The organism is Arthrobacter sp. StoSoilB20 (assembly GCF_019977295.1).
GTDB lineage: Bacteria > Actinomycetota > Actinomycetes > Actinomycetales > Micrococcaceae > Arthrobacter > Arthrobacter nicotinovorans_A.
In genome coordinates this window covers 2,783,933-2,808,933 of the sequence record NZ_AP024651.1, presented here as the reverse complement: position 1 = coordinate 2,808,933, position 25,001 = coordinate 2,783,933, and the positions used below count along the sequence as shown (strand labels likewise).

Here is a 25,001-nt window from a genome sequence, read left to right as displayed (position 1 = left end):
GACTGTATGCGCATCCTGGTCCTGGGCGGTACTGCCTTCCTGTCCGCAGAAATCGCCCGGCAGGCTCTTGCTGCCGGGCACGATGTCACTTGCATTGCCCGTGGTTCCTCAGCGCACCCGCCCGACGGCGCCACCTGGGTCAGGGGCGACCGCGCCATGGGTGCGGCGGCTTATGCAGGGCTCGGCGGCCGGTGGGACGCAGTGGTGGAGGTATCGAGGGAACCAGTGCAGGCAGGAGAGGCACTGGATGCCCTGGGCCCTGCTGCCGGGCACTGGACGTTTGTCTCCAGTTGCTCCGTCTATGCCGACCATTCGGTGCCCGGCGCCGATGAGGGCGCGCAGCTTCTGGAGCCGCTGCCCGCCGGAATCGCCGGCACCCCGGAGACCTACGGCGAATCCAAATCCGCGATCGAGCAGCTGACGCTGGCCAGGGTGGGGGAGAAAGCACACATCGTGCGGGCCGGACTCATCAGCGGCCCGGGGGACGGTACTGACAGATACGGTTATTGGCCTGCCCGCTTCGCGGCAAACAACCACCCGGTGCTGGTCCCGAACATTCCGGACGACTCCACGCAGATCATCGATGTCCGGGATCTGGCGGCGTGGATCCTGCAATCGGCAGTGGAAGGCCTGGTGGGGACTTTCAACGCATTGGGAGATGTGGTCCGGTTCGAGGATTACCTCGCGGAGTCGCAGCGGGCGGCAGCCGGCGCAGTCGGTGACGCCGTGGACAATGTTGTGCCCGTCGACGTTGTGCCCGTCGACGAACAGTGGCTCGTGGAGCAGGGAATCGAATACTGGGCAGGTCCGGATTCACTTCCCCTGTGGCTGCCGGCGGACCATGACGGGTTCCAGTCCCGGACAAACCGTGCTGCCCGTGAGCGGGGAATGGTGCTGCGGCCATGGCAGGAAACCCTGGCAGCGACCCTCGAGGATGAAAGGCGCAAGGGGCTGAACAGGGAACGCAAAGCCGGCCTCAGCCGCGATACCGAACAACGGCTCGTGGCACTATGGCGGGCCCGGCAGCGCTAGGCGGCGGCCGTCGTCGTGCTTGGTTCGTGCAGTACGGGGAAGTTGACGCTGCGGGCGATGAAGCAGACCTGGTTGGCCTCGTGATGCAACTGCTCCATCACATCGGCGTGTGCGGGATCGGCAACAGCGACACGCGGTTTCAGCGTTACGCTCTCAAATTGGCCGCTGCCGTCTTTGTTGAGTTTCATCAGGCCCTCCGCTGCGTCCTCATAAGCGGTAACCACCACACCGTGTTTGACGGCGACATGGAGGAACGAGAGCATGTGGCATTGCGAAAGGGCTGCCAGAAGCAATTGCTCGGGGTTGTAGCGCGACCTGTCACCGTGGAAGGTGGGATCAGCAGACCCCTGCAAACTGGGCAGGCCCGGAATCTCGATCTCATGGTCCCGTGAATAGCTCCGGTAACCGGCCGTGCCCTCGCCGAGGTTTCCGGTCCAGCGGACGGTCAGCGCATAGTGGTGTTCGTTCAGGCCCATGCGGACAGTCTAGCCAGATGGCATTCACTGTCCGCACGGGCCCCACAGGATCCCTGCCTAAACGTCAGCTGCCCGTGCCCGGAGTGCGCGCGCCACGCCGTCGCGGTTCTCCAGCATCATCCGGCGAAGGGCGGCGCTGTCCTCGGGCAAAGCCGCCAGGAACCTGTCCGTGCGGTCCACCGTGTCCTGGGTGGTGAGCTGGGCAGGGTAGAGCCCCACCACGATCTGCTGCGCCAGGGCATGCGTACGCTCTTTCACAATTGCCGGCACGGCGTCAAAGTACTTTTCGGCGTAGGGCTCCAGGAGGGAAGTGTCCGGGACGCGCATGAACCCGGCCACCGCGGAAGCCTGCAGGGCATTGGAGAGTTCTCCGGTCACCACAATTGCCTCCCACGCAGCCGCCTTGGCTTCCGCGGTGGGGATCGCAGCTTTCGCCTGGGCGGCGGCATTCTGGCCGTTGGAGGTGTTGTCCCGGTCGAGTTCGGCGTCGATCCGTTCCTGGCCCTGGCGTCCGCCGGCCACCAATGCGGTCAGCAGCTCCCACCGCATGTCCTGGTCCACTGTGAGACCTTCCAGCGTTTCGGTTCCGTCCAGCAGGGCCTGGATGCGGTCCAACTGTCCGCCGCTGCGGGCGAGCTGGGTGAAGGACTTGGCGAATTGGAGCTGGGCGTCCGAGCCTGCCTCCACTGAGGATGCGAGCTCCCAGAGCCTGTCAGCCGCTGCCGTGGTGGCCGCGGCCTTGTGTTCGGCGGCGACGTAGTAGGTCAACGTGGTGGCGAGTTGGCGAAGCTGGACCAGGATGACCGAGGAATCCGTTTCGTGGGCAATGTTGGCTAGGACCAGGTCCACGTAGCCGCGTGCGGGGGTTTCGCCGTCCCGGGCTGCATCCCAGGCTGAACCCCACACCAGCGTGCGTGGCAGGCTGGCTGCGAAGTCCTTCAGGTGTGCCTTTGCCGTGGCCAGGGAGTACGGATCCAGACGGACCTTTGCGTAGGCGAGGTCGTCATCATTGAGCAGGATCAGGTCAGGACGTGCCTTGCCCACCAAGGCAGGGACCTCCGTGCGCGGGCCATCGACGTCGAGCTCCTCACGGTGCGTACGTTCCAGCTTTCCTTCACCGGAGAGCGAGTAGAAGCCAACTGCGAGCCGGTGCGGACGAAGGGTGGGCTGTTCCTCGATCGCGGTCTGCAGGATCGAAAAACCGGTGATGGTTCCCTCAGCATCGACGCTCAACTCCGGAGCGAGGGTATTGACGCCGGCTGTCTCGAGCCAAAGTTTGCCCCACACGTCCAGATCGCGTCCGCTGGCGGCTTCAAGCTCCACCATGAGGTCGGAGAGTTCGGTGTTCTTCCAGGCGTGCTTGGCGAAATAGGTGCGGACTCCGGCCATGAACTGCTCCGGACCCACCCATGCCACCAATTGCCTGAGCACCGAAGCGCCCTTGGCATAGGTGATGCCATCGAAGTTCACTTCCACGTCTTCGAGGTTGTTGATCGCGGCAAAGATCGGGTGGGTGGTGGGCAGCTGGTCCTGCTTGTAGGCCCAGGACTTTTCCACGGATGCGAAAGTGGTCCACGCGCGGTCAAATTCGGTGTTCTCCACAGCGGCAAGGTGGGACATGTATTCGGCAAAGGATTCATTGAGCCAGAGATCGTTCCACCAGCGCATTGTCACCAGATCCCCGAACCACATGTGTGCGAGCTCGTGCAGGACCGTGATGGCACGGCGTTCGATCTGGGCTCCGGTGACCTTTCCGCGGAACACGTAGCCCTCAAGGATGGTCACGGCGCCGGCGTTTTCCATGGCGCCGGCGTTGAACTCCGGAACGAACAACTGATCGTACTTTTCGAACGGGTAAGGGCAGCCGAATTGGGCTTCGAAGAACTCAAATCCTTGACGTGTCAGGGTAAAGATGTTCTCCGCGTCCAGGTACTGCATGAGGGACTTGCGGGCAAAGACTCCCAGTGGGATGACGCGCCCGTCTGAGCTGGTGACCTCGGACCGGACCGACTCGTAGGGCCCGGCGATCAATGCGGTGACGTAGGAGGACAGCCGGGGGGTAGGCGCGAATTTCCACACCGACCGGCCGCGGCCGTCTTCACCGGCGGGTGCCTCAAGGGGTACCGGGGTGGGGGAGTTGGAGATGACATCCCAATGCGAGGGCGCGGTAACGGTAAAGGTGAAGCTTGCTTTGAGGTCGGGCTGCTCAAAGACGGCGAACATACGCCGGGAGTCCGGAACTTCGAACTGGGTGTAGAGGTAGACCTCGCCGTCCACGGGGTCAACGAAGCGGTGGAGTCCTTCGCCCGTGTTCATGTACGGAGCGTCCGCCACAACTACGAGTTCGTTCCGGGCAGCAAGGTCCGGGAGCTGGATGCGTACTCCGTCCGAGACCTCCGCAGGGTCCAGTTCCGTCCCGTTCAAGGTCACGCTGTGCACCTTGGCTGTGATCGCGTCGATGAAAGTTGAGGATCCCGGCGTTGCGGAGAACTTGACCTCGGTGGTTGAACCGAAGACCTCCGGGCCCTTGGTCAGGTCCAAGGTGACGTTGTACGACTCGACAGTGAGCAGTTGGGCGCGGATCGCGGCTTCGTCGCGCGTGAGGTTCAGGCCTGGCAAGTGGTGCCTCCGGAAGTTTCTGGGGTGTCCCGGCCAATCGCGGCCGGACGATGGTGTGAAGTCATTCTTTCACTCCATGGCTGGAAGGCAAGGACGGTACACCACAGTGTCGTCCCGCGGAGTAGCGTTGGCTTATGGGATCGTTCCGGGACACTGTCGATTTCCGCGCCTTGAGGTTCGCGATTGCCTTTCCGTTGCTCCTCTCGGCCGGCTTCGTGGTGTGCGCCCAAATGCTCCGGAATGACCTTCCCAATCCTGTGGCCGTTATGTGGAACGCCGACGGCGGCACTTCGTTCGCGCCCTTCGGCGCCTATGTTGCCGGCGGCGCAGCCCTCATCGCCTTCTGCGGTTGGGCGGTCTTCCTGCAGGCGGTTTCGATTACCCGGCCCGTTGTCATGCGTCGAGTCATGATGGGCCTTGGCCTGACAGTGAGCCTTTTCATCACCACTGTGGTGGCGGCCGGGCTGGTGGGGCAGTCCGGGTTGTCCGAGGCACGCGAGTCCCATGTGGACCCGATCGTGCTGGCCATGGGCAGCGGGGCGGCGGTTGCACTCGGTGTGGTGATGATGTTCGCGTTCAAACCTGACCCACGCTGGACCCGCGAGGACGACGTTGCCCTCCAGCAGGAGCTGACGCTCTTGGAAGATCCGGATCTGGCCCGGGACACGCTGCGTTTATGGGTCCATGCCCGGAGTTCGGTTTTCATCATGATCATTGTCTCCGCCGTGTTCCCCGCTGCCCTGATCGCGGTGGTTGTCCCTTGGCTCGGTGCCTTGGTGGCAGTGGCAGCCTTGGTCGGTGCGGGATTCCTCTTTGCCCGCGTGCGCGCCGACAGGGGAGGCCTGCAGGTCTTTGCCGGCGGCATCCTGCGTGTCCTGACCGTCCCCGCCGTCGAAATCGCCGCAGCAGCTCCGGCAGAGGTCAAAGCCGCTGACTATGGTGGATGGGGCTGGCGGCGCCATGATGACGCCACCGCAATGCTGGTCAGCAGTGGACCCGCCGTCGTCGTCAGGAAACTCAACGGAGGCAGGGTAGCGCTCAGCGCCGGTTCCCAGGCATCGGCGGACAAACTCGCCGGTATCCTCAACCGGGCAGCCCGCCGGGCCCGGGATGACGGACAGTCCAACCAAGCCCGGTAGCGGTACCCTAGGTAGCGCATCCCTCATCGCCGCGCCCCGGCCAGTTGCCGCACCGCGCCCCAGAAAGAATGGACTTCCTGTGACTACACCCCGCGTCCACATCGCTACCGACCACGCCGGCATGGAACTCAGTGCCCACCTGGTCAGCCACCTCACGGCCAAGGGCTATGAAGTGGTGGATCACGGACCCAAGGAGTACGACGCCCTGGATGACTACCCCTCCTTCTGCATTAACGCCGGACTTGCCGTCGTGGCAGACCAGGAAGCCGGTGTGCACGCCTTGGGAATCGTCCTGGGCGGCTCGGGAAATGGTGAGCAAATTGCCGCAAACAAGGTCAAGGGTGTCCGGGCTGCACTTGCCTGGAACCTGTCCACCGCCAAGCTGGCCCGGGAGCACAACGACGCCAACGTCGTCGCTGTTGGCGGCCGCCAGCACTCGGTTGAAGAAGCTACCGAACTCATTGAAGCCTTCCTGCAGGAACCGTTCAGCAATGATGAACGCCACGTACGCCGGATCGGAAAAATCGCGGTGTACGAAACCACCGGCGAAATCGTCGAGTAGTGCCCGAGGGGCATTCGGTCCATAGGCTGGCCCGCCAGTTCCAGGATGTTTTTGGCGGCCGGCGCCTGGACGTATACAGCCCGCAGGGCCGGTTCGCTGCAGGTGCCCAGCTCCTGAGCGGGCACACCATGGTTGAAGCGAACGCCCATGGAAAGCAGCTCTTCCTGCGGTTCGACCACGGGCACTTCCTTCACGTGCACCTGGGTCTTTACGGCGCCTGGAGCTTTGGCGGAGACAGTTCGTTTACCGGCGCGTCCAGCATTGGCGCGCCCCGACGTATCGGCGAACGGGAAACGGGCCCTTCTTCCGCCGACGACACGTATACCGGGCCGCCTCCTCCCGTGGGAGCCGTGCGTGTACGCCTGGTCTCGGACCATGGCTGGGCGGACCTCCGCGGTGCCACCACCTGTGCTGCCATCACGCCGGCAGAAGCGGCCGTGGTCATGGAGCGGCTGGGTCCGGACCCGCTGCATAACCGGCCAGGCGACCGCGAAGAGTTCATCCGACGCCTGCGGCGTCGTAAAACGGCAGTGGCCCTGCTGCTGATGGATCAGTCCGTCCTTGCCGGGGTGGGCAACATCTATCGCGCGGAAGTGCTGTTCCGGCAGGCGGTGGATCCCTGGACGCCGGGTACCAGTATCGATGCTGAAACGGCCGGCCGTCTCTGGGATGACACGGTGGACACGATGTCCGACGGCGTCCGCGAAGGACGGATTGTTACGACGCCCCCTGCGCTGTGGACGGGTGGGGCCGGAACAGCGCCCGACGCCGATGCCCACTTCGTCTACAAGCGGAACGGGCTGCCCTGCCGCGCCTGCGGGACGTTGGTGGGCGTGACGGAGATCGGGGCACGCAAGTTGTATTGGTGCCCCGGCTGCCAGTTGTAGCAGCAACGAGGTGTAGCAGCAGCGAGGTCTAGTAGCAGCCCTGTAGCAGCAGCAACCCGGTGCAGCAGAAACAAAAAACGCCCCGATCCGATGGATCGGGGCGTTTTCCCTTGGAGGGGACGACGGGAATCGAACCCGCGTAATCAGTTTGGAAGACTGAGGCTTTACCATTAAGCTACGTCCCCAGGACGGATCTCCCTGTTCAGGACATCTTCCCGGTGGCTGTTCAAGCCGGGTACAACTAAACCTAATTCCGGCGGCGGTGTCAAATGTGCATTCCTGGCCCGCTTGCCCGTAGACTGTCCTGTGCATTCGGGGTGTAGCTCAGCTTGGCTAGAGCGCCTGCTTTGGGAGCAGGAAGTCGCAGGTTCAAATCCTGTCACCCCGACTCTGTGTTTGTGTCCGCCTCAGGGACGCGACAGAACCCCATACCCACAAAATCAGGAGTACTTAGACTGTGAAGAGCGCTGTCGAGAACCTCACCGCAACGCGGGTCAAGCTCAACGTTGAGGTTCCCTTTGAGGAACTGAAGCCGAGCATCGATGCCGCGTACAAGACCGTTGCTTCGCAGATCCAGGTCCCCGGATTCCGCAAGGGCAAGGTTCCCACCAAGCTGATTGACCAGCGCGTTGGCCGCGGCTACGTCCTGGAGACGGCCATCAACGATGGCCTCAACGGCTGGTACCAGGCTGCAGTTCAGGAAACGGGCGTTCGCCCCCTGAGCCGTCCCGAGGTTGAAATCACCGAGGTCCCGGACCCCACGTCAACCGATGGTGAGCTCAAGTTCCAGGTGGAGATCGATGTCCGCCCCGAGATCGAACTCCCTGACTACGCCGGCATCAAGGTCGAGGTCGCTGCAGCAGAGTCCTCCGACGCTGATGTTGAGAAGTCCCTCGACGAACTGCGTGGCCGTTTCGGCACGCTGAAGTCCGTTGAGCGCCCCGCCAAGAACGATGACTTCCTGACCATCGACATCACCGCCACCATTGATGGCGAAGAGATCGATTCCGCAGCAGGCCTGTCCTACCAGGTTGGCGCCGGCACCATGCTTGAAGGCCTGGACGAAGCCGTGACCGGCCTCTCTGCTGACGAGGAAGCAATCTTCGACACCACCCTGGTGGGTGGCGACCACGCCGGCGAGTCCGCCCAGGTGAAGGTTGTTGTCAAGGCTGTCAAGGAGCGCGAGCTCCCCGAGGCAAACGACGACTTTGCACAGCTGGCCTCCGAGTTCGACACCCTTGCCGAGCTCCGCGAGGACCTCGCCAAGCAGGCTGCCGACTCCAAGGTAGTCGAGCAGGGCGTAGAAGCCCGCGACAAGGTCCTGGACAAGCTCGTTGAGCTCGTAGAGGTACCGGTTCCGGATTCCGTGGTCGAAGAGCAGATCGAAGCTCACTTCAACCCGGAGAACGCCCACGGCGAAGGTGACCACGACACCGAGGAGCACCGCGCGGAGGTCAAGGCCAACACCGAGCGTGCGTTCCAGAACGAGATCATCCTTGATGCCATCGCGGACAAGGAAGAAGTAGATGTCAGCCAGAACGAGCTGATCGACTACATCGTCACCACCGCAAGCCAGTACGGCATGGATCCCAACCAGTTCGCCCAGATCATTGATCAGAGCGGCCAGGTTCCGATGATGGTTTCCGAGGTCCGCCGCCGCAAGGCTCTGGCCGTTGTGCTGGGCCAGGCAGAGGTTGTCGACTCCGAAGGCAACAAGGTTGACCTCACCGACTTCGTACGCCCTGCCGGCGAAGCAGCAGCCGAAGAGGCCGCCGCTGTCGAGGCTCCCGAGGAAGCCGACGCTCCCGCAAGCGACGACCCCGCAGCAGTGAAGTTCTAACAGCAGCAATGAAGTTCTAGCAGCTGCTCCCACCGGCCCCGGATCTCCTGATCCGGGGCCGGTTTGCTTTAAGGCCGAACATGGGCACTCTTCGCAGACGTGCGCCGTCAGCGAACAGCGCGATTCCGGCGAACAAATCGCCTCCGAAAACGGTTAGTGTCCAAGTAGTGAAGTTCAGTGAGGTCACTGGCACCAGCGAGAGGTAAGTACTTATGTCACAGCAATCAGAGGCTCCCCGGATGGCAACTGTCGATCCCGCAGCCCAGGACAACTACATCTACAACCGCCTGCTGAAAGAGCGCATTATCTGGCTCGGCTCTGAAGTCCGTGACGAGAACGCCAATGCAATCTGCTCCCAGCTCCTCCTCCTCTCGGCCGAAGACCCGGAGAAGGACATCTACCTTTACATCAACTCCCCGGGTGGGTCCGTGACGGCCGGCATGGCCATCTACGACACCATGCAGTTCATCCCGAACGACGTCGTCACGGTCGCAACGGGCCTGGCAGCATCCATGGGCCAGTTCCTCCTGTCCTCCGGCACCAAGGGCAAGCGCTACGCCACCCCTAATGCCCGCATCCTGATGCACCAGCCCTCCGGCGGCATCGGCGGCACGGCCTCGGACATCAAGATCCAGGCAGAACTGATCCTGCACATGAAGAAGGTCATGGCGGAACTCACGGCTGAACAGACCGGTCAGTCCGTGGAGACCATCCTCAAGGACAACGACCGCGACAAGTGGTTCACGGCCGCCGAGGCCCTGGAGTACGGCTTCTTCGACAAGATCTCGGCACACGCCGGTTCTGTTGCCGGCGGCGGCGGAACGGCCAACCAGTCGGGCGCTGAGTCGAACTCCGAAAACTAACCGGCACAAAGAACCACTGAAACCCCAGGAGTAAAGAACATGAACTACAACTTCGGATGGTCTGCCGGTAATCTCCCGTCCAGCCGCTATGTCCTGCCTCAGTTCGAAGAGCGCACGCCTTATGGCTTCAAGCGCCAGGACCCGTACACCAAGTTGTTCGAGGACCGCATCATCTTCCTCGGCGTCCAGGTGGACGACGCTTCAGCTGATGACATCATGGCCCAGCTGCTGGTCCTCGAGTCGACGGACCCGGACCGTGACATCACCCTGTACATCAATTCCCCGGGTGGTTCGTTCACGGCCATGACAGCCATCTACGACACCATGCAGTACATCCGTCCGGAGATCCAGACCGTATGCCTGGGCCAGGCTGCCAGTGCAGCTGCCGTCCTGCTCGCAGCCGGCACTCCGGGCAAGCGGCTGGCACTGCCGAACGCACGGGTCCTGATCCACCAGCCGGCTCTGTCCGGCGGCCAGGGTGGGCAGGCTTCGGACCTCGAGATCCAGGCTGCGGAAGTCATGCGCATGCGCACCTGGCTGGAGGACACGCTGGCACACCACTCCGGCCGCACGTCCGAGCAAGTCAACAACGACATCGAGCGGGACAAGATCCTCACGGCGGCTGACGCCCTGAGCTACGGCCTGATCGATCAGGTTCTTGACTCCCGGAAGATCAAGCCCCAGGCAATCTCCCGGTAGCACACGGAATTCGACGCCGGTGCGGTTCGCGAAATATGGACCGCACCGGCGTTCTGTTTCCACCCAAGCTGCCCATTGTGACCTAGAGTGGATGTTGTCACGGTGGTGCCAGCCGCGGCTTGGCCGCACACTTGAGTACGGCGCGGAGCCGCATCACCCGCATGCAACGAAGGGATTCCCACATGGCTCGGATTGGCGAGAGCACGGATCTGCTGAAGTGTTCTTTCTGCGGAAAGAGCCAGAAGCAGGTACGGAAGCTGATTGCCGGGCCCGGTGTCTACATCTGCGATGAATGCATCGAGCTGTGCAACGAGATCATCGAAGAGGAACTCGCTGAAGTTTCCGATCTCGGCAGTTTCGAGCTGCCCAAGCCCCGTGAGATCTTCGATTTCCTCCAGGAATACGTCATCGGCCAGGAACCTGCCAAGCGGTCGCTGGCGGTTGCTGTCTACAACCACTACAAGCGCATCCAGGCAGGCCACGCGCCCAAGACCGGCAGCCTTGGTGAGGGTTCGCATCACGAGGATGTAGAGATCGCCAAATCCAACATCCTGCTCATCGGTCCCACTGGTTGTGGCAAGACCTATTTGGCCCAGACCTTGGCCCGACGACTGAACGTGCCCTTTGCTGTAGCCGATGCCACCGCCCTGACTGAAGCCGGCTATGTCGGTGAGGACGTCGAGAACATCCTGCTCAAGCTCATCCAGGCTGCGGATTATGACGTCAAAAAGGCCGAGCAGGGCATTATCTACATTGATGAGATCGACAAGATCTCCCGCAAGAGCGAGAACCCGTCCATCACCCGGGACGTTTCCGGTGAAGGCGTACAGCAGGCGCTCCTGAAGATCCTTGAGGGGACGGTGGCATCGGTACCCCCTCAGGGCGGCCGCAAGCACCCCCACCAGGAATTCATCCAGATCGATACCACCAATGTGCTGTTCATCGTGGCCGGCGCCTTTGCAGGCCTTGAAGACATCATTGGTTCACGGTCCGGCAGGAAGGGCATTGGCTTCGGTGCTCCGCTGAACGAGGCACGGGACAACGTTGATAGTTACGGTGAGGTCATGCCGGAGGACCTGCTGAAGTTCGGCCTGATCCCGGAATTCATCGGCCGCCTCCCTGTGATTACCACCGTTTCCAATCTGGACCGGCCGGCGCTGATCCAGATCCTGTCCACCCCGAAGAACGCGCTGGTGAAGCAGTACCAGAAGATGTTCCAGCTGGATGGGGTGGAACTGCAGTTTGATGATGACGCCTTGGACTCCATCGCGGACCAGGCGTTGGAACGTGGAACGGGTGCCCGTGGACTGCGGGCCATCATGGAAGAAGTGCTCCTGCCGGTCATGTTCGATCTGCCCAGCAGGGACGACATCGCCACTGTGGTCATAACAGCTGACGTTGTGCTGAAGAAGGCGCAGCCCACCATGATTGCCCATGATGTGGTGGCCAAACGGCGGAATAAGTCGGCATAGCCTCCTGTTGCCCATAACAAGACCTGGTTCCATAGGGGCCGTCGTCATGCCACCCATACACCTTTTTAGAGGAGTTCCCTGTGTCCGAACAGACTGCCGAAGAGACCGTCAACAAGGCTGATTTCTGGTTTGACCCCGTTTGCCCGTTCGCGTGGATCACTTCGCGCTGGATCGGCGAGGTGGAGCAGGTTCGGGGCATCGAAACCCAGTGGCATGTCATGAGCCTGTCGGTACTCAACGAGGGCCGCGACCTCCCCGAGAGCTACCGGGCCATGATGGACGACAGCTGGGGACCGGTCCGCGTGATCATCGCCGCCCAGGAACTTCACGGCAGCAGCTACGTCAAGCCTTTGTACGACGCCATGGGTGAGCAGATCCACCACGAAGGAAACAAGGACCGCGCATCGGTCATCCAGAAGGCCCTCGCCGACGTAGGCCTCCCCGCAGACCTGGCGCGCTTCGCCACTTCAGATGAATACGATGCCCGGCTGAGGGAAAGCCACGAAGCCGGAATCTCACTGGTGGGCCAGGACGTCGGTACCCCAGTAGTAGCGGTGAACGGCACAGCGTTCTTCGGCCCGGTCCTTACCCGGATCCCCCGGGGAGAAGAAGCAGGGAAGCTCTGGGATGCCACGGTTGCTTTGGCTGCATACCCCCACTTCTTTGAGTTGAAGCGCAGCCGCACTGAAAGCCCTGAATTCAACTAGCCCTGAATTGAACGAGGCAAGCCCAAGGGCCAAACTACTTTAGGAACCGGGACGTCCGCCGGTCAGCCAGCACCTTTCCATTGGTCTGGCAGGTAGCACAGTATTGCAGGGAGGTGTCCGCGAAGGACACCTCCCTCACTGTATCCCCGCACACGGGGCAAGGAAGACCGGTGCGTGCATGGACCCGGAAGTTGCTGCGCTTGGTGTCTTTGAGCTCGCTGGATGGTTTGCCTGCTGCTGCGTTGACGGCTCCCACCAGAATCTCCTGCATGGACTCGTAAAGCCGTGCCACCGTTGCCTGGTCCAGTGACTTGGCGATGGCAAAGGGAGATATCTTCGCCGCATGGAGGATTTCGTCGCTGTAGGCGTTTCCGATGCCGGCGATGACACTTTGGCTTCGAAGCAATCCCTTGACCTGTTGTGAACTGGCCCCAAGGATTGCAGCCAGCGCTTCCTGGTCGAAGTCCGGGCTGAGTGGCTCTGGCCCCAGTGAAGCTATTCCCGGCACATCCTGGGGATCACGCACCACGTAGATGGCCAGGCTCTTCTTGGTTCCTGCTTCCGTCAGGTCCACCCCGATGTGTGCCTCATCCTCAGGGCGGTGCAGCAAAAGCCTTGCAGAGATGTTGCTCTTGCCCATTCGCAGTCCGGCAGAGGATGGATGTTCGGTGTAGCGGACCCATCCGGCTTTAGCCAGGTGGAAGATAAAGAACAGGCCATCGACGTCTACGCAGACGAACTTGCCAAGGCGCCGCACACCTTTGACGGTACGGCCCTCCAGCAGGCTGTAAGGCGGGTCCGCAGTCTTTAGCGCAGAGAAGGAATTGATGCGGACCTCGTTGAGCACGGCGCCGCTGAGTTGGGTGTCCAGATACATGCACAGGCCGTGCACTTCGGGGAGTTCCGGCATGGTCAATACTCTGCCACACGAAGCCTTGGACGTGCAGGAAAACTACAGGTTTGTAGTTCTGCGGAAGGTCTTGTGCATGGCTGCCAGCAGGACAACAATGGTTCTTACCCACTTCGAAAGAAGCGGGATACGGAAACCAAAGATTCAGTGATTGCAACCAACGCAGCCTTCGGCAAAGTTGGAAGCAGGCTACCAGTGATGAGGTAGGAAGACCTGAAATTCCAAGGATTCCGCCAGACTGTTAGGACATCACCAGACAGCCGAAAAGTCGAAGCCCCACCAACGGCAAAACGCTGATGGGGCTTCCCCTTTGCCCTGGAACGGGAGGACGCCGCTCGCTAGGACGCGGTGGTCTCCTCAGCCGGCGCCAGCACGACGTCGGCCACGGTGAGGTCGCCTTCGCCTGACTGGAGGGTGATCTCCTGGGCGTTGGCGGCCGCTTTCAGGTCGCCCAGGCCGGCCTTCAACTGCGCTACCAGGACCTCTGACGCGGTGATGGATGCCGAAAGCACCTCGGTGCGCTGCTTGACCTTGGCCTCGGACTTTGCCTTTCGGATGCCGCTGAGCGCGATGCCCACGGTACCCAGCATGGTGGTGTCGCCGTCGGTGATTTCCAAGGCGGCGGGCCATTCTGCACGGTGGACTGATCCTGCTCGCCACCAGCCCCAGACCTCTTCGGTAGCGAAAGGCAGGAACGGGGCAAAGAGCCGCAGGAGCGAGTCCAGGGTTGTCGCCAGCGCGGCCAGGACGGAGGCTTGCTCGGTCTCACCGGCGGCACCGTAGGCGCGGTCCTTGATGAGCTCGACGTAGTCGTCCGTGAACTGCCAGAAGAATGACTCAGTGATCTGGAGCGCACGGGCGTAGTCGTAGTTTTCGAACGCCTTGGTGGACTGCGCAACGACGTCGGAGAGCTGTGCAAGCAACGCACGGTCCAGCGGGTTGGTCAGGACAGAGAGGTCGTCGGACACTACGGAGTTCTCCGTGGCGCCGAGGTTCAGCACAAACTTCGAGGCGTTCAGCAGCTTGATGGCCAGGCGGCGGCCGATCTTCATCTGCGCGATTTCGTACGCAGTGTCGGCGCCGAGCTTGGCTGAGGCTGCCCAGTAGCGGACCGCGTCCGAACCGAATTCCTTCAGCACATCGGTGGGCACCACAACGTTGCCCTTGGACTTGGACATCTTCTTCCGGTCAGGGTCAAGGATCCAGCCCGAAATGGCCGCGTGCTTCCATGGGGCGTTCTTCTGCAGGGCGTCGGCCCGGACGGCAGAGGAGAACAGCCAGGTGCGGATGATGTCGTGGCCCTGCGGACGGAGGTCGAAGGGGTAGACCTTGGCGAACAGGTCCGCGTCCCGGCTCCAGCCACCCACAATCTGGGGGGTGAGGGAGGACGTGGCCCAGGTGTCCAGGACGTCGGCGTCACCGGTGAAGCCGTTGGGCTGGTCACGCTGTGCTTCTTCGAAACCGGGAGCAGCGTCCGCGGCAGGGTCTACCGGCAGCATCTCATCCGAGGGAAGGATGGGGTGGTCGTAGTCCGGGTTGCCTTGGGCATCCAGGGGGTACCAGACGGGGATGGGCACGCCGAAGAAGCGCTGGCGGGATACGAGCCAGTCACCGTTCAGGCCGGCAATCCAGTTCTCGTAGCGGGAACGCATGAAGGCCGGGTGGAAGGTAATTTCCTGTCCACGGCCGATCAGTCGTTCGCGGCGTTCTTCGTCCCGGCCACCGTTGCGGATGTACCACTGTCGGGAGGTGACAACCTCAAGGGGCTTGTCACCCTTCTCGAAGAAGTTCACGGGGTGGGTGATCTTCTTGGGCTCACCGTCCAGGAGATCGGCTGCCTTGAGCAGCTCAACAACGGCTTCCTTGGCGGAGAAAGCAGTCTTGCCGGCGATAGCGGCGTAGGCTTCCTTGCCGGCGTCGGTGGTGATCCACTCTGGCGTCTCGGCAATGATGCGGCCGTCGCGGCCCATGATGGCGCGGGTGGGAAGCTGCAACTCGCGCCACCAGGTGACGTCGGTCAGGTCGCCGAAGGTACACACCATGGCGATGCCGGAGCCCTTGTCTGCTTTGGCCAGCGGGTGGGCCTTGACTTCAAGCTCTACGTCGAAAAGTGGCGACTTCACGGTCTTGCCGAACAGCGGCTGGTACCGTTCGTCGTCGGGATTTGCCACCAGGGCCGCGCAGGCAGCCAGCAGTTCCGGACGGGTGGTCTCGATGAAGATCTTGTCGCCGTCTTCGGTGAAGAAGGGGTAGCGGTAGTAGGCACCGGCGACTTCGCGGTCCTCAAGCTCTGCCTGGGCTACAGCCGTCCGGAAAGTGACGTCCCACAGCGTGGGCGCCTCGGCCATGTAGGCATCACCGGCAGAGAGGTTGGCCAGGAAAGCGCGCTGGGATACGGCGCGGGAAGTGTCATCGATGGTGCGGTAGGTCAGGTCCCAGTCCACGGACAGGCCAAGGGTCTGGAACAGGTTTTCGAAGACTTTCTCGTCCTCAACGGCGAGTTCTTCACACAGTTCGATGAAGTTCTGGCGCGAAACGACGTCGAAGTCGCGCTGGTTCTTTGCAGGCTGTGCCGGGGGCGTGTAGTCGGCCTTGTAGGGGATGGCGGGATCGCAACGCACACCGTAGTAGTTCTGGACGCGGCGCTCGGTAGGCAATCCGTTGTCATCCCAGCCCATGGGGTAGAAGACGTTCTTTCCGGTCATCCGCATGTAGCGGGCCTGGACGTCGGTCTGGGTGAAGGAGAACATGTGGCCCACGTGGAGCGAGCCGGATGCCGTGGGCGGGGGAGTGTCGATCGAGTAGACCTGCTCCCGGGTGGTGTCCGGATTGAACTTGTAGGTTCCTTCATTCAGCCAGCGCTGCGTCAAAGCAGCCTCGAGGCCCTCCAGGGCCGGCTTATCGGGAACGTTGATGGGGGCGGTGGCGGGCGTGTCTGTACCCTGCGTTGATTCAGCCATGGGTCAATTGTTTCATGGCCCGGCGTTACAACCCGCCGCGGAACGATGCGGCCCCCGGATAAGGTGGTGGCATGACTTTGGCAGCGCACAACACTCCTTCAGGGCAGAACGCAGAAAACAACACGACAGCCGTCGTCACTGGCGCCAGCACCGGCATCGGAGAGGCCACGGTGAGGGCGCTGGCTGACGCCGGATGGACCGTCTTCGCAGTGGCCCGGCGTGCCGACAGGCTCAAGGCCCTTGCTGCCCAAACAGGTGCGGTGCCCTTCCCTGCCGACATCACCGAGGACGACGACGTCGCTGCCTTGCTCGCGGCCGTCACCGAAGCCGGGGGTGCCGGCACGCTGATCAACATCGCCGGCGGTGCACGGGGCGCCGATACCATCGCCAACGCCGACACCGATGACTGGGACTGGATGTATCAAGTAAATGTCCTGGGAACCATGAAGATCACCCGTGCCTTCCTGCCCATGCTGCGGGACAACGGCGAAGGGACGGTCCTGAACCTGACCTCAACGGCAGGGCTCTCTGCCTATGAGGGCGGGGCCGGGTACAACGCCGCCAAGTTCGCCCAGCACGCCATGACCAACGCCCTGCGGCTGGAAGAAGTGGGCAATAACATCCGTGTCATCGAGGTAGCGCCAGGGCTGGTCCACACCGAGGAGTTCGCCCTGAACCGGCTGGGCGACAAGGACGCAGCAGCCAAGGTCTACGCCGGGGTGGACAAGCCCCTGACCGCCGAGGACGTGGCGGGCGTGGTGGCGTACTCAGTGTCGTTGCCCCACCACATCAACCTCGACCAGATAGTGATCCGGCCCGTGGCGCAGGCCGCAAACCACAAGTTGATCCGCAAGGAAAGCTAGCCTGCCGGGATGGCCAGCGTGGCCATGATGGCGGCGTGATCGGTGCCAGGAACCTTATGGACTGCGTAACCGCTGCTGCTGATCCGGGGTGAGGTCACCAGGTGGTCGATGACAATGCCCGGCAGCGGTGGCCCTTCCATGGGCCAGGTGGGGGAGAACCGCGCACCTGAGGCTATGCCGGCGTCGACCAGCTTCCTGCCGTCCTGGCCCGCCGGGGCGGTATCGAGCACTGCCCTGAACTCATGGTGATCGAAGGTGGCGTTGTAATCGCCCACCAGCACGTGGTTCCCCGGCCGGGCCGCCTGCCTGGCCACCTTCTCCAAGTCACTGCGCCACTGGTCAATCCGTTCATCGACAGGTGGAAGGGCATGGACATTCGTGAGGTTCAGAGCCGCCGGGGACGCAGCGCCGGAACCGGATACCAGTACCCGGGTGACATCCATCCGGAAAGGTGTATCCGGCAGTTGACCTATGGCCTCAAGAGGGAACACCGAATACACGGCACCCCCGGAAGCGTCATCGTTGGGATGGCTGAGGCGGTTCGGCAGAACCTCATCCATGCCTGCGGCACTGAGTGCGTCTTCGAGCCGCTGCGTATGCTCCTGAAGTGTCAGCAATTGGACGCCGTTATCGCGGACCAATTGCACTACGGTTCCCGCGTCCGCCTCACCGTACTCAGAGTTGAGGCTCATCACCTTCAACGAAACTGTGCCTATGCCAGCAGGCAACGTTTCCGCTTTACCCGCGTCCAGTGGAAACAGCCACAGCAATTGCAGAGCCAGCAAAGCCGACGTCATGATGATCACCCACAGGCGACGTCCCACCACAGCAAGCACCAAGGCCAGGGCCGCCGGCAACACCACCCACGGTGTGAAAGACAGCAATTGCACCACCAACAAGGGCCACTCGATCGGGACCGCCCGGAATATCGACACTCCCGCCACGGGCAGCAGCATCACCAGGGCCAGAACCGACCAGGCGATGGATGCGGTCCGCCGGCGCGGCCGGGTTGCCTGAACGGCGGGAGCGGAAGGCGTCATGGGGTCGAGTCTATGTACCAGCCCGGGAAGTGGGCTCCATCCAAGGGATGAACTCCCGGGTAGAGCAAGGCGGTGCGCTGCGGCTAGACTTGAAGGACCAGCTTTGACCCGGCCATCACCGGTGAGCTTCCGGAAGAACAGTACTGACCACCTTCGCCGGTGGACAGGGCCCAGTAGAACCGGACGGGTAAGCCCGTCACAGCAGTAATGAGAGGCCGGAATCCAGTATTCCGGTAAGTGAGGTGGTACCGCGGTACCTGCGCAGCCGACAGGCAGCACAGAAGCCGTCCTCGCATCCTGACAGTCAACCAGCTATCACAGGATATGAGATGACCCACTACCCCAAGGCCTCAGCGTCTTCGTCCGGCACGCACGGCGTGTCCGCTTCCGTGAAGTTCCCGGAAATCGAAGAACGCATCCTCAAATACTGGGAAGAAGACGGCACCTTCCAAGCCAGCATCGACCAACGGGATGCCGGCAAAGACGGCAGCAACGAGTTCGTCTTCTACGATGGCCCTCCCTTCGCCAACGGACTCCCGCACTACGGCCACCTGCTGACCGGCTACGCCAAAGACCTCGTGGGCCGGTACCAGACCCAGCGCGGCAAGCGCGTGGAGCGCCGCTTCGGTTGGGACACCCACGGACTCCCGGCCGAACTCGAAGCCATGAAGCAGCTGGGCATGACGGACAAGACCCAGATTGAAGCCATGGGCATCGACAAATTCAACGACGCCTGCCGCGCCTCGGTCATGAAGTACGCCAACGAGTGGAAGGCCTACGTCACCCGCCAGGCCCGCTGGGTGGACTTCGAAAACGACTACAAGACGCTCAACGTCGAGTACATGGAGTCGGTGCTCTGGGCCTTCAAGCAGCTGCACGAGAAGGGCCTCACCTACAACGGCTACCGTGTCCTCCCATACTGCTGGAAGGACGAGACGCCGCTGTCCAACCACGAGCTCCGCATGGACGACGACGTCTACAAGAACCGCCAGGACCAGACAGTCACAGTCACGTTCCCCATCAAGGCCGGGGACACCGAACTCTCCAAGTCGCTCGCAGGCGTCCAGGCGCTCGCCTGGACCACCACGCCCTGGACGCTGCCCACCAACCTGGCGCTCGCCGTCGGGCCTGGGATCTCCTACGCGGTCCTGCCTGCAGGACCCAACGGTGTGAAGGCGGCATCCGCCGAGGCTCCGGTGACGGGCAGCTTCCTCCTTGCCGCTGACCTGCTGGGGTCCTATGCCAAGGACCTGGGGTACGACGACGCTGCTGCCGCGACTGCCGCCGTCGTCTCGACCCATACGGGCACCGAGCTGGCAGGCCTTGAGTACGAGCCCCTGTGGAACGACTTTGCCGACACCGAGAAGTACGGCACCCAGAACGCCTGGCGTTTCCTGGTGGCAGAGTACGTCACCACCACTGACGGTACGGGCATCGTCCACCAGGCTCCGGCCTACGGCGAGGATGACCAGAAGGTCTGTGAAGACGCCGGTATCCCCGTGGTCCTGTCCGTGGACGAGGGCGCCAAGTTCCTGCCGCTGTTTGCTCACGGTGAGCTTGCCTCGATCGTCGGCCTCCAGGTCTTTGACGCCAACAAGCCCATCACCCAGGTTCTCCGTGCCGATGGCCGCCTCGTCCGCCAGGCCAGCTACGAGCACAGCTACCCGCACTGCTGGCGCTGCCGGAACCCCTTGATCTACCGTGCCGTGTCTTCCTGGTACGTAGAAGTCACCAAGTTCAAGGACCGCATGTCCGAACTGAACCAGGAAATCAACTGGATCCCCGGAAACGTCAAGGACGGCCAGTTCGGCAAGTGGCTGGACAACGCCCGCGACTGGTCCATCAGCCGTAACCGCTATTGGGGCTCGCCCATTCCGGTGTGGCAGTCCGATGATCCCGAGTACCCCCGGACCGACGTCTACGGTTCGCTGGCCGATCTTGAAGCGGACTTCGGCCGGCTCCCCATTAACAATGAAGGTCAGGTTGACCTGCACCGTCCGTTCATTGACGAACTGACCCGTCCGAACCCGGACGACCCCACAGGCAAGTCCACCATGCGCCGCGTGGAGGATGTTCTTGACGTGTGGTTCGACTCCGGGTCCATGCCGTACGGCCAGGTTCACTACCCGTTCCAGAACGAGGAATGGTTCGACACCCACAACCCTGCCGATTTCATCGTGGAGTACATCGGCCAGACCCGTGGCTGGTTCTATATGCTGCACATCCTTTCCACGGCCCTGTTTGACCGTCCGGCGTTCCGCAACGTGATCAGCCACGGCATCGTGCTCGGCTCAGACGGCCAGAAGATGTCCAAGAGCCTGCGCAACTACCCGGACGTCTCCGAGGTCCTTGACCGCGACGGTTCCGACGCCATGCGATGGTTCCTCATGTCCAGCCCCATCCTCCGTGGTGGCAACCTTGTTGTCACCGAGCAGGGCATCCGCGACGGCGTTCGCCAGGTCATCCTGCCGCTGTGGAATGTGTACAGCTTCTTCACGCTGTACACCAATGCTTCGAACGTAGTGGATGGGAAAGCGGCCGGTTACGAGGCGAAGCTCCGCTACGACGGCTACACCGACACCCTAGACCAGTATCTCCTGGCCAACACCGGGGACCTGGTGCGGAACATCACCGCCAGCCTGGACAGCTACGACATCTCCGGTGCCTGCGATGAACTGCGCAGCTACCTGGACATGCTCACCAACTGGTACGTCCGCCGCAGCCGGCAGCGCTTCTTTGATGAAAACGTTGACGCCTTTGATGCGCTCTACACCGCCTTGGAAGCAGTATGCCGCGTATCTGCATCCTTGCTGCCGCTGGTTTCCGAGGAGATCTGGCGCGGGCTGACCGGTGGCCGTTCCGTGCACCTGGCTGACTGGCCCGATGCTTCGCTGTTCCCGGCAAACGCCGAACTGGTTGAAGCCATGGACCGCGTCCAGCAGATCTGCTCCACCGGCTCCAGCCTTCGCAAGGCTGCGAACCTGCGCGTCCGCTTGCCGTTGCAGGAACTGACGGTAGTGGCACCTGGTGCAGACGCGCTGGAAGGCTTTGCCGCCGTCGTCGCCGATGAGCTGAACCTGCGCTCCGTGCGCTTGCTGGATGCTGCAACCGCGTCGCCGGAAGAATTCGGCATCGAGCAGAAGCTCGTGGTGAACGCCCGGGCTGCCGGACCTCGCCTGGGAAAGAACGTGCAGCAGGCCATCAAGGGATCCAAGTCCGGTGACTGGTCCGTCAGCGAGGCAGGTGTGGTGGTGGCAGGTGGCCTTGAGCTCGAGCCACACGAATACACGCTGGAGACTGTGGTGGCTGAAGGGGCCGGAGACGGCAGCGCTGCCAAGAAGGCAGTAGCCGTACTGCCCGGCGGAGGTTTTGTGGTCCTGAACACGGAGGTTACTCCGGAACTTGCAGCTGAGGGGCTGGCGCGCGACATGGTCCGTGCCATCCAGCAGGCACGCAAGGACGCCGGCCTCAACGTGAGCGACCGCATCCGCACGTCCGTGGAGGCTGCACAGGATGTGGTGGATGCACTCGAAGCCAACGCGGAGCTGGTCAAGACCGAGACCCTGACCTTGGAACTTGAGGTTTTGTTGGCCAGTGTCGACGAGCCGCAGGTCACCGTCGTGAAGGCAGGGGCTTGATCCATGACTGACGAATTCTCGGTTGAAAGCGTCTACGCCGAACTTCTGGGCCGCGCGCCGGAAAACAAGATGGAGCCGCGCCTTGCCCCTTTGTTCCGTGCCATGGACGTGCTGGGGGAGCCGAACAAGGCCTACCCGATCATCCACATCACCGGTACCAACGGCAAGACGTCCACTGCCCGCATGATTGAGGCCGGGCTGCGTGCCCACGGCCTGAGCACCGGCCGCTATACCAGCCCGCACCTGTCCAAGGTCACCGAGCGAATCAGCATTGACGGCGAGCCGGTGCCGGACGCAACGTTCGTGCGTATCTGGGATGAGATCCGCCCGTACCTGGAAATCGTGGACAGTGAGCTCGAAGCCGACAACCAGCCGCGGCTGACCTACTTCGAATGCCTGACCATTCTTGGCTTCGCGGTGTTCGCCGATCAGCCTGTTGATGTAGCAGTCATCGAAGTTGGCTTGGGTGGCATCACCGATGCCACCAACGTCGGCGACGGCCAAGTCTCGGTCATCACGCCGATTTCGCTGGACCACACGGACCTCCTGGGCGACACCACCGAGGACATTGCCTACGAAAAGTCGGGCATCATCAAGCCCGGAGGGTTCCTGGTCAGCGCCGCTCAACCGGTGGATGCAGCACAGGTCCTGTTGGCGAAAGCCCGTGAAGTGGATGTGCCGTTCCGCTTCGAAGGTGTTGAGTTCGGTGTCGAATCCCGCAGTGTCGCCGTGGGCGGACAGGTCCTGACCATTCAGGGACTGGCCGGACGCTACGAAGACCTCCTGCTGCCGTTGCATGGCGCCCACCAGGCCGAAAACGCAGCAGTCGCAATAGCAGCGTTGGAAGCGTTCTTCGGCGGGGGAGAGAAGGAACTCGACGCCGACGTCCTCAAGGAAGCCTTTGGGACAGTAACCTCGCCGGGCCGCCTCGAAGTTGTCCGTACTGCACCCACTGTGGTGGTGGATGCTGCGCACAACCCGGACGGGATCCGTGTTTCCGCCGAAGCCATCCAGGAGGCCTTCAGCTTCAGCAAGCTGGTGGTGGTGGTTGGCGTTCTTCGGGAGAAAGACGCGGAGGAAATCCTGAAGACCCTCAAAGAATCCCTGGGCGGACTGGCCGGCGAATTCTGCTTCACCCAGTCAAACTCTGCGCGTGCCGTTCCGGCAGCGGAACTGGCCGAACTCGCCGTCGACCTCGGTTTTGGTGAGGACAACGTCCACATCGCCGAGAAGCTCGACGACGCCCTCGAATGGGCAGTGGAACGCGCGGAATCCAACGATGACCTGGCAGGCGGCGTCCTGGTGACCGGCTCCATCACGGTGGTGGCCGAGGCCAGGATCCTGCTCGGAAAGGCCGGTGCTTGAGCATGGCAAAAATGACCAAGGCGCAGCGTGAGTGGCGGCCCGGCATGCCCAAGAAGCGCCGCTCCACCAAAGTGATGTTCGCATCCACCGTGCTGCTTCTGGAAGCCTTCGTCGCGTTCTTCGGCACCCTCGCTGTCTTCGGATTGCGGCGCGGGGAAGTGGCTCCGGGCATCATCCTGGGCGTGGGCATTGCCCTGAGCGTGGTGCTGGTGCTCGCCTGCGCCGTGTTGTCCAAACCTTGGGGAATCGCAGTGGGCTGGGGCCTGCAGCTGGTGCTGATCCTCACGGGCTTTGCCGAACCCATGATGTTCATTGTGGGAATCCTGTTCGCCATCTGCTGGTGGTACGGGATCCGGGCAGGTATGAGGATCGACCGTGAGGTAGCCCAGCGGGACCGTGAGCAGGCGGAATGGAATGCCGCCCACGGTGACAAAGCAGACCCGCAAACCCCGTAAACTGGCTGGGAAACCACCGAACACAAGCCACTGAACAATTACATTGGAGCAACTGTGAGCATTGAACGGACCCTTGTCCTGGTCAAGCCCGACGGCGTCGCCCGCAACCTGGGCGGAACCATCCTCGCCCGGATCGAAGCCAAGGGGTACACCCTGGCTGAGCTGAAGAAGGTCAACGCCACCCGCGAGCTGCTGGAGCAGCACTACGAGGAGCACGTAGGCAAGCCGTTCTACGAGCCACTGGTTGAGTTCATGCTCAGCGGACCGGTCATCGCCGCAGTCTTCGAAGGGCACCGCGTGATTGAAGGCTTCCGCTCCCTGGCCGGGACCACAGATCCCACGACGGCAGCACCGGGCACCATCCGTGGCGACTTCGGACGCGACTGGGGCCTGGCAGTCCAGCAGAACCTTGTTCACGGCTCGGATTCCGTAGATTCGGCAGAGCGCGAGATCAAGATCTGGTTCCAGGACTGATATCGCCCCGCCGTATTACAGATAAGGCCAATGTTCTTCGCGAACATTGGCCTTATCTGTCACTTCGGGAAAGATTCTCCCTAGGCGTTTGAACCCACGAAGATGTGGATGAAGGAGAAAAAGATGGTGGCGATGACGGCAACGTACAGGAGCGCCACGATGATCCAGCCCGAGTCGCCCAGCAGCTTTGCCAGGGCAGGCGGGGCCTTGATGACTCCGTGGGTGATGTTACGAATGGTCACCCAGACAAACAACGGAATCATGGCTGCCCACACCACCATGCAGAACGGGCAGAGTACGTGGATGGCGTAAAGGGCCTGTGACCACAGCCAAACAACGAAGGCAAAGCCGAGGGTAACTCCGGCCTGGAGGCCCAACCAGTAACCCCGTGAGAACTTCGCGCCCGCCAGAATGCCCATTGCCGTGGTGATGATGACGGCAAAGGCGACAATGCCGATGAACATGTTGGGGAATCCGAACACCGAACTTTGCGGTGTCTGCATGACGGCGCCGCAGGAAACCCACGGGTTCACGTCGCACACCGTGACGTGGTTGGGGTCCTTGAGGACCTCGAGTTTCTCCAGAACCAAGGCTCCCGAGGCAAGCCACCCGATCACTCCGGTAATGAGAAGCAGCAGGGCAAAGGGCTTGTCCCGGGCAGTCCGGGGGATCGGGGACTGTTGCGGCCCTGCCGGCGTGGACAAATCATCCGCGGAGTTGGTGGACTGGTGTGCCAGGTTTCCCCTGGCTGTGCTCGGCATCGCGGATCTGGTCCTTTTCAACGTATGGTCCGGCCTTGCCGGTATGGGCTCTTGGGAGGATTGTAACTCCGGAGGCTGGACAGTACCCCCAGCTTCCGGCTGCGGCGGCTCCGTTGAACCGCACGACACAGCGCCCTACCGTGGGAAGGTGAACGGGTGTGAGACAATGAGCATGGCCGGAACCCGATCCACATTCGGAATCCGGTCCGGTGACTTTGTTCCCAAGACCGCCAGTATGA

Annotated in this window: 20 protein-coding genes and 2 tRNA genes; 15 read left to right on the top strand and 7 right to left on the bottom strand. The window is 62.3% G+C overall.

Annotation, left to right across the window (positions count from 1 at the left end; translation table 11 throughout):
- The first annotated feature begins 6 nt into the window (after positions 1-6).
- Positions 7-1,032 carry an epimerase gene (locus tag LDN85_RS12650; RefSeq protein ID WP_223943230.1) on the top strand — a complete coding sequence of 342 codons (1,026 nt, stop codon included), beginning with the start codon at positions 7-9 and terminating at the stop codon, positions 1,030-1,032.
- Here LDN85_RS12650 and LDN85_RS12645 read toward each other — a convergent pair.
- Complete coding sequence (locus tag LDN85_RS12645) at positions 1,029-1,508, bottom strand: OsmC family protein (protein ID WP_026542384.1); 480 nt, start codon at positions 1,506-1,508, stop codon at positions 1,029-1,031. The two genes, LDN85_RS12650 and LDN85_RS12645, sit on opposite strands and share 4 nt — an antisense overlap.
- A gap of 57 nt (positions 1,509-1,565) precedes the next feature.
- Positions 1,566-4,127 (bottom strand): aminopeptidase N, encoded by a 2,562-nt coding sequence (pepN, locus tag LDN85_RS12640; protein ID WP_223943229.1) that lies wholly within the window; start codon positions 4,125-4,127, stop codon positions 1,566-1,568.
- 134 nt (positions 4,128-4,261) lie between these two features.
- On the opposite strand from pepN, the gene LDN85_RS12635 reads away from it, so the two are divergent.
- The 3 genes from LDN85_RS12635 to LDN85_RS12625 all read left to right on the top strand — a co-directional run bounded on the left by LDN85_RS12635 (position 4,262) and on the right by LDN85_RS12625 (position 6,715).
- Positions 4,262-5,266, top strand: a complete 1,005-nt coding sequence (locus tag LDN85_RS12635; protein WP_026548211.1) for a hypothetical protein — start codon at positions 4,262-4,264, stop codon at positions 5,264-5,266.
- Between the two features lie 121 nt (positions 5,267-5,387).
- Positions 5,388-5,828 (top strand): ribose-5-phosphate isomerase, encoded by a 441-nt coding sequence (locus tag LDN85_RS12630; protein WP_167332905.1) that lies wholly within the window; start codon positions 5,388-5,390, stop codon positions 5,826-5,828.
- Positions 5,828-6,715, top strand: coding sequence for a DNA-formamidopyrimidine glycosylase family protein (locus LDN85_RS12625; protein ID WP_223943228.1), 888 nt, complete (start codon positions 5,828-5,830; stop codon positions 6,713-6,715). The genes LDN85_RS12630 and LDN85_RS12625 overlap by 1 nt, the downstream gene beginning before the upstream one ends.
- Positions 6,716-6,826: 111 nt before the next feature.
- Here the strand turns inward: LDN85_RS12625 and LDN85_RS12620 are convergent.
- A tRNA-Gly gene (locus LDN85_RS12620) sits at positions 6,827-6,900 on the bottom strand.
- Between the two features lie 128 nt (positions 6,901-7,028).
- Here LDN85_RS12620 and LDN85_RS12615 point away from each other — a divergent pair.
- From LDN85_RS12615 to LDN85_RS12590, 6 genes are all read left to right on the top strand, one after another.
- Positions 7,029-7,103 (top strand) — tRNA-Pro (locus LDN85_RS12615).
- Positions 7,104-7,172: 69 nt separating this feature from the next.
- The gene (tig, locus tag LDN85_RS12610) at positions 7,173-8,555 is read left to right on the top strand and encodes a trigger factor (RefSeq protein ID WP_026542389.1); all 1,383 of its coding nucleotides are present in this window, start codon (positions 7,173-7,175) and stop codon (positions 8,553-8,555) included.
- Positions 8,556-8,794: 239 nt separating this feature from the next.
- Positions 8,795-9,418, top strand: a complete 624-nt coding sequence (locus tag LDN85_RS12605) for an ATP-dependent Clp protease proteolytic subunit (RefSeq protein ID WP_026542390.1) — start codon at positions 8,795-8,797, stop codon at positions 9,416-9,418.
- Between the two features lie 39 nt (positions 9,419-9,457).
- Positions 9,458-10,117, top strand: coding sequence for an ATP-dependent Clp protease proteolytic subunit (locus tag LDN85_RS12600; RefSeq protein WP_026542391.1), 660 nt, complete (start codon positions 9,458-9,460; stop codon positions 10,115-10,117).
- Positions 10,118-10,299: 182 nt separating this feature from the next.
- Positions 10,300-11,589 (top strand): ATP-dependent Clp protease ATP-binding subunit ClpX, encoded by a 1,290-nt coding sequence (gene clpX / locus LDN85_RS12595; protein WP_026542392.1) that lies wholly within the window; start codon positions 10,300-10,302, stop codon positions 11,587-11,589.
- 80 nt (positions 11,590-11,669) lie between these two features.
- Positions 11,670-12,296, top strand: coding sequence for a DsbA family protein (locus LDN85_RS12590; RefSeq protein ID WP_026548209.1), 627 nt, complete (start codon positions 11,670-11,672; stop codon positions 12,294-12,296).
- A 34-nt stretch (positions 12,297-12,330) separates the two neighbouring features.
- Here the strand turns inward: LDN85_RS12590 and LDN85_RS12585 are convergent, their stop codons facing one another.
- Together LDN85_RS12585 and valS are read right to left on the bottom strand one after the other, a co-directional pair.
- Entirely contained in the window at positions 12,331-13,206 is an 876-nt protein-coding gene (locus LDN85_RS12585) for a DNA-formamidopyrimidine glycosylase family protein (RefSeq protein WP_026548208.1), read from the bottom strand.
- Between the two features lie 338 nt (positions 13,207-13,544).
- Positions 13,545-16,166: a valine--tRNA ligase gene (gene valS / locus LDN85_RS12580; RefSeq protein ID WP_223943227.1), complete on the bottom strand. Its 2,622-nt coding sequence runs from the start codon at positions 16,164-16,166 to the stop codon at positions 13,545-13,547.
- Positions 16,167-16,237: 71 nt separating this feature from the next.
- Here valS and LDN85_RS12575 point away from each other — a divergent pair, with 71 nt between their 5' ends.
- Positions 16,238-17,029, top strand: coding sequence for an SDR family oxidoreductase (locus LDN85_RS12575; RefSeq protein ID WP_223943226.1), 792 nt, complete (start codon positions 16,238-16,240; stop codon positions 17,027-17,029).
- Here LDN85_RS12575 and LDN85_RS12570 read toward each other — a convergent pair.
- Positions 17,026-18,069 carry an endonuclease/exonuclease/phosphatase family protein gene (locus LDN85_RS12570; RefSeq protein WP_223943225.1) on the bottom strand — a complete coding sequence of 348 codons (1,044 nt, stop codon included), beginning with the start codon at positions 18,067-18,069 and terminating at the stop codon, positions 17,026-17,028. The two genes, LDN85_RS12575 and LDN85_RS12570, sit on opposite strands and share 4 nt — an antisense overlap.
- A 329-nt stretch (positions 18,070-18,398) precedes the next feature.
- On the opposite strand from LDN85_RS12570, the gene ileS reads away from it, so the two are divergent.
- Genes ileS through ndk form a run of 4 tightly spaced genes read left to right on the top strand, consistent with a single transcriptional unit; the run spans position 18,399 to position 24,001 of the window.
- Positions 18,399-21,707, top strand: a complete 3,309-nt coding sequence (ileS, locus tag LDN85_RS12565) for an isoleucine--tRNA ligase (protein ID WP_223943224.1) — start codon at positions 18,399-18,401, stop codon at positions 21,705-21,707.
- Between the two features lie 3 nt (positions 21,708-21,710).
- A complete protein-coding gene (locus LDN85_RS12560; RefSeq protein ID WP_223943223.1) occupies positions 21,711-23,072 on the top strand; it encodes a folylpolyglutamate synthase/dihydrofolate synthase family protein in 1,362 nt (453 codons plus the stop codon).
- A 2-nt stretch (positions 23,073-23,074) separates the two neighbouring features.
- Positions 23,075-23,527: a DUF4233 domain-containing protein gene (locus LDN85_RS12555; RefSeq protein WP_026542400.1), complete on the top strand. Its 453-nt coding sequence runs from the start codon at positions 23,075-23,077 to the stop codon at positions 23,525-23,527.
- 54 nt (positions 23,528-23,581) lie between these two features.
- Positions 23,582-24,001 carry a nucleoside-diphosphate kinase gene (gene ndk, locus LDN85_RS12550; protein WP_026542401.1) on the top strand — a complete coding sequence of 140 codons (420 nt, stop codon included), beginning with the start codon at positions 23,582-23,584 and terminating at the stop codon, positions 23,999-24,001.
- 80 nt (positions 24,002-24,081) lie between these two features.
- Here the strand turns inward: ndk and LDN85_RS12545 are convergent, their stop codons facing one another.
- Positions 24,082-24,762 carry a vitamin K epoxide reductase family protein gene (locus LDN85_RS12545; protein WP_026542402.1) on the bottom strand — a complete coding sequence of 227 codons (681 nt, stop codon included), beginning with the start codon at positions 24,760-24,762 and terminating at the stop codon, positions 24,082-24,084.
- Between the last annotated feature and the right edge of the window lie 239 nt (positions 24,763-25,001).

Excerpts from the sequence above, each read along its gene's own strand:
- LDN85_RS12650 (WP_223943230.1), top strand. The coding sequence starts at position 7 with ATGCGCATCCTGGTCCTGGGCGGTACTGCCTTCCTGTCCGCAGAAATC.
- LDN85_RS12645 (WP_026542384.1), bottom strand. The coding sequence starts at position 1,508 with ATGGGCCTGAACGAACACCACTATGCGCTGACCGTCCGCTGGACCGGA.
- LDN85_RS12635 (WP_026548211.1), top strand. The coding sequence starts at position 4,262 with ATGGGATCGTTCCGGGACACTGTCGATTTCCGCGCCTTGAGGTTCGCG.
- LDN85_RS12630 (WP_167332905.1), top strand. The coding sequence starts at position 5,388 with ATGGAACTCAGTGCCCACCTGGTCAGCCACCTCACGGCCAAGGGCTAT.
- LDN85_RS12605 (WP_026542390.1), top strand. The coding sequence starts at position 8,795 with ATGGCAACTGTCGATCCCGCAGCCCAGGACAACTACATCTACAACCGC.
- LDN85_RS12600 (WP_026542391.1), top strand. The coding sequence starts at position 9,458 with ATGAACTACAACTTCGGATGGTCTGCCGGTAATCTCCCGTCCAGCCGC.
- clpX (WP_026542392.1), top strand. The coding sequence starts at position 10,300 with ATGGCTCGGATTGGCGAGAGCACGGATCTGCTGAAGTGTTCTTTCTGC.
- LDN85_RS12585 (WP_026548208.1), bottom strand. The coding sequence starts at position 13,206 with ATGCCGGAACTCCCCGAAGTGCACGGCCTGTGCATGTATCTGGACACC.
- valS (WP_223943227.1), bottom strand. The coding sequence starts at position 16,166 with ATGGCTGAATCAACGCAGGGTACAGACACGCCCGCCACCGCCCCCATC.
- LDN85_RS12575 (WP_223943226.1), top strand. The coding sequence starts at position 16,238 with ATGACTTTGGCAGCGCACAACACTCCTTCAGGGCAGAACGCAGAAAAC.
- LDN85_RS12570 (WP_223943225.1), bottom strand. The coding sequence starts at position 18,069 with ATGACGCCTTCCGCTCCCGCCGTTCAGGCAACCCGGCCGCGCCGGCGG.
- ileS (WP_223943224.1), top strand. The coding sequence starts at position 18,399 with ATGACCCACTACCCCAAGGCCTCAGCGTCTTCGTCCGGCACGCACGGC.
- LDN85_RS12560 (WP_223943223.1), top strand. The coding sequence starts at position 21,711 with ATGACTGACGAATTCTCGGTTGAAAGCGTCTACGCCGAACTTCTGGGC.
- LDN85_RS12555 (WP_026542400.1), top strand. The coding sequence starts at position 23,075 with ATGGCAAAAATGACCAAGGCGCAGCGTGAGTGGCGGCCCGGCATGCCC.
- LDN85_RS12545 (WP_026542402.1), bottom strand. The coding sequence starts at position 24,762 with ATGCCGAGCACAGCCAGGGGAAACCTGGCACACCAGTCCACCAACTCC.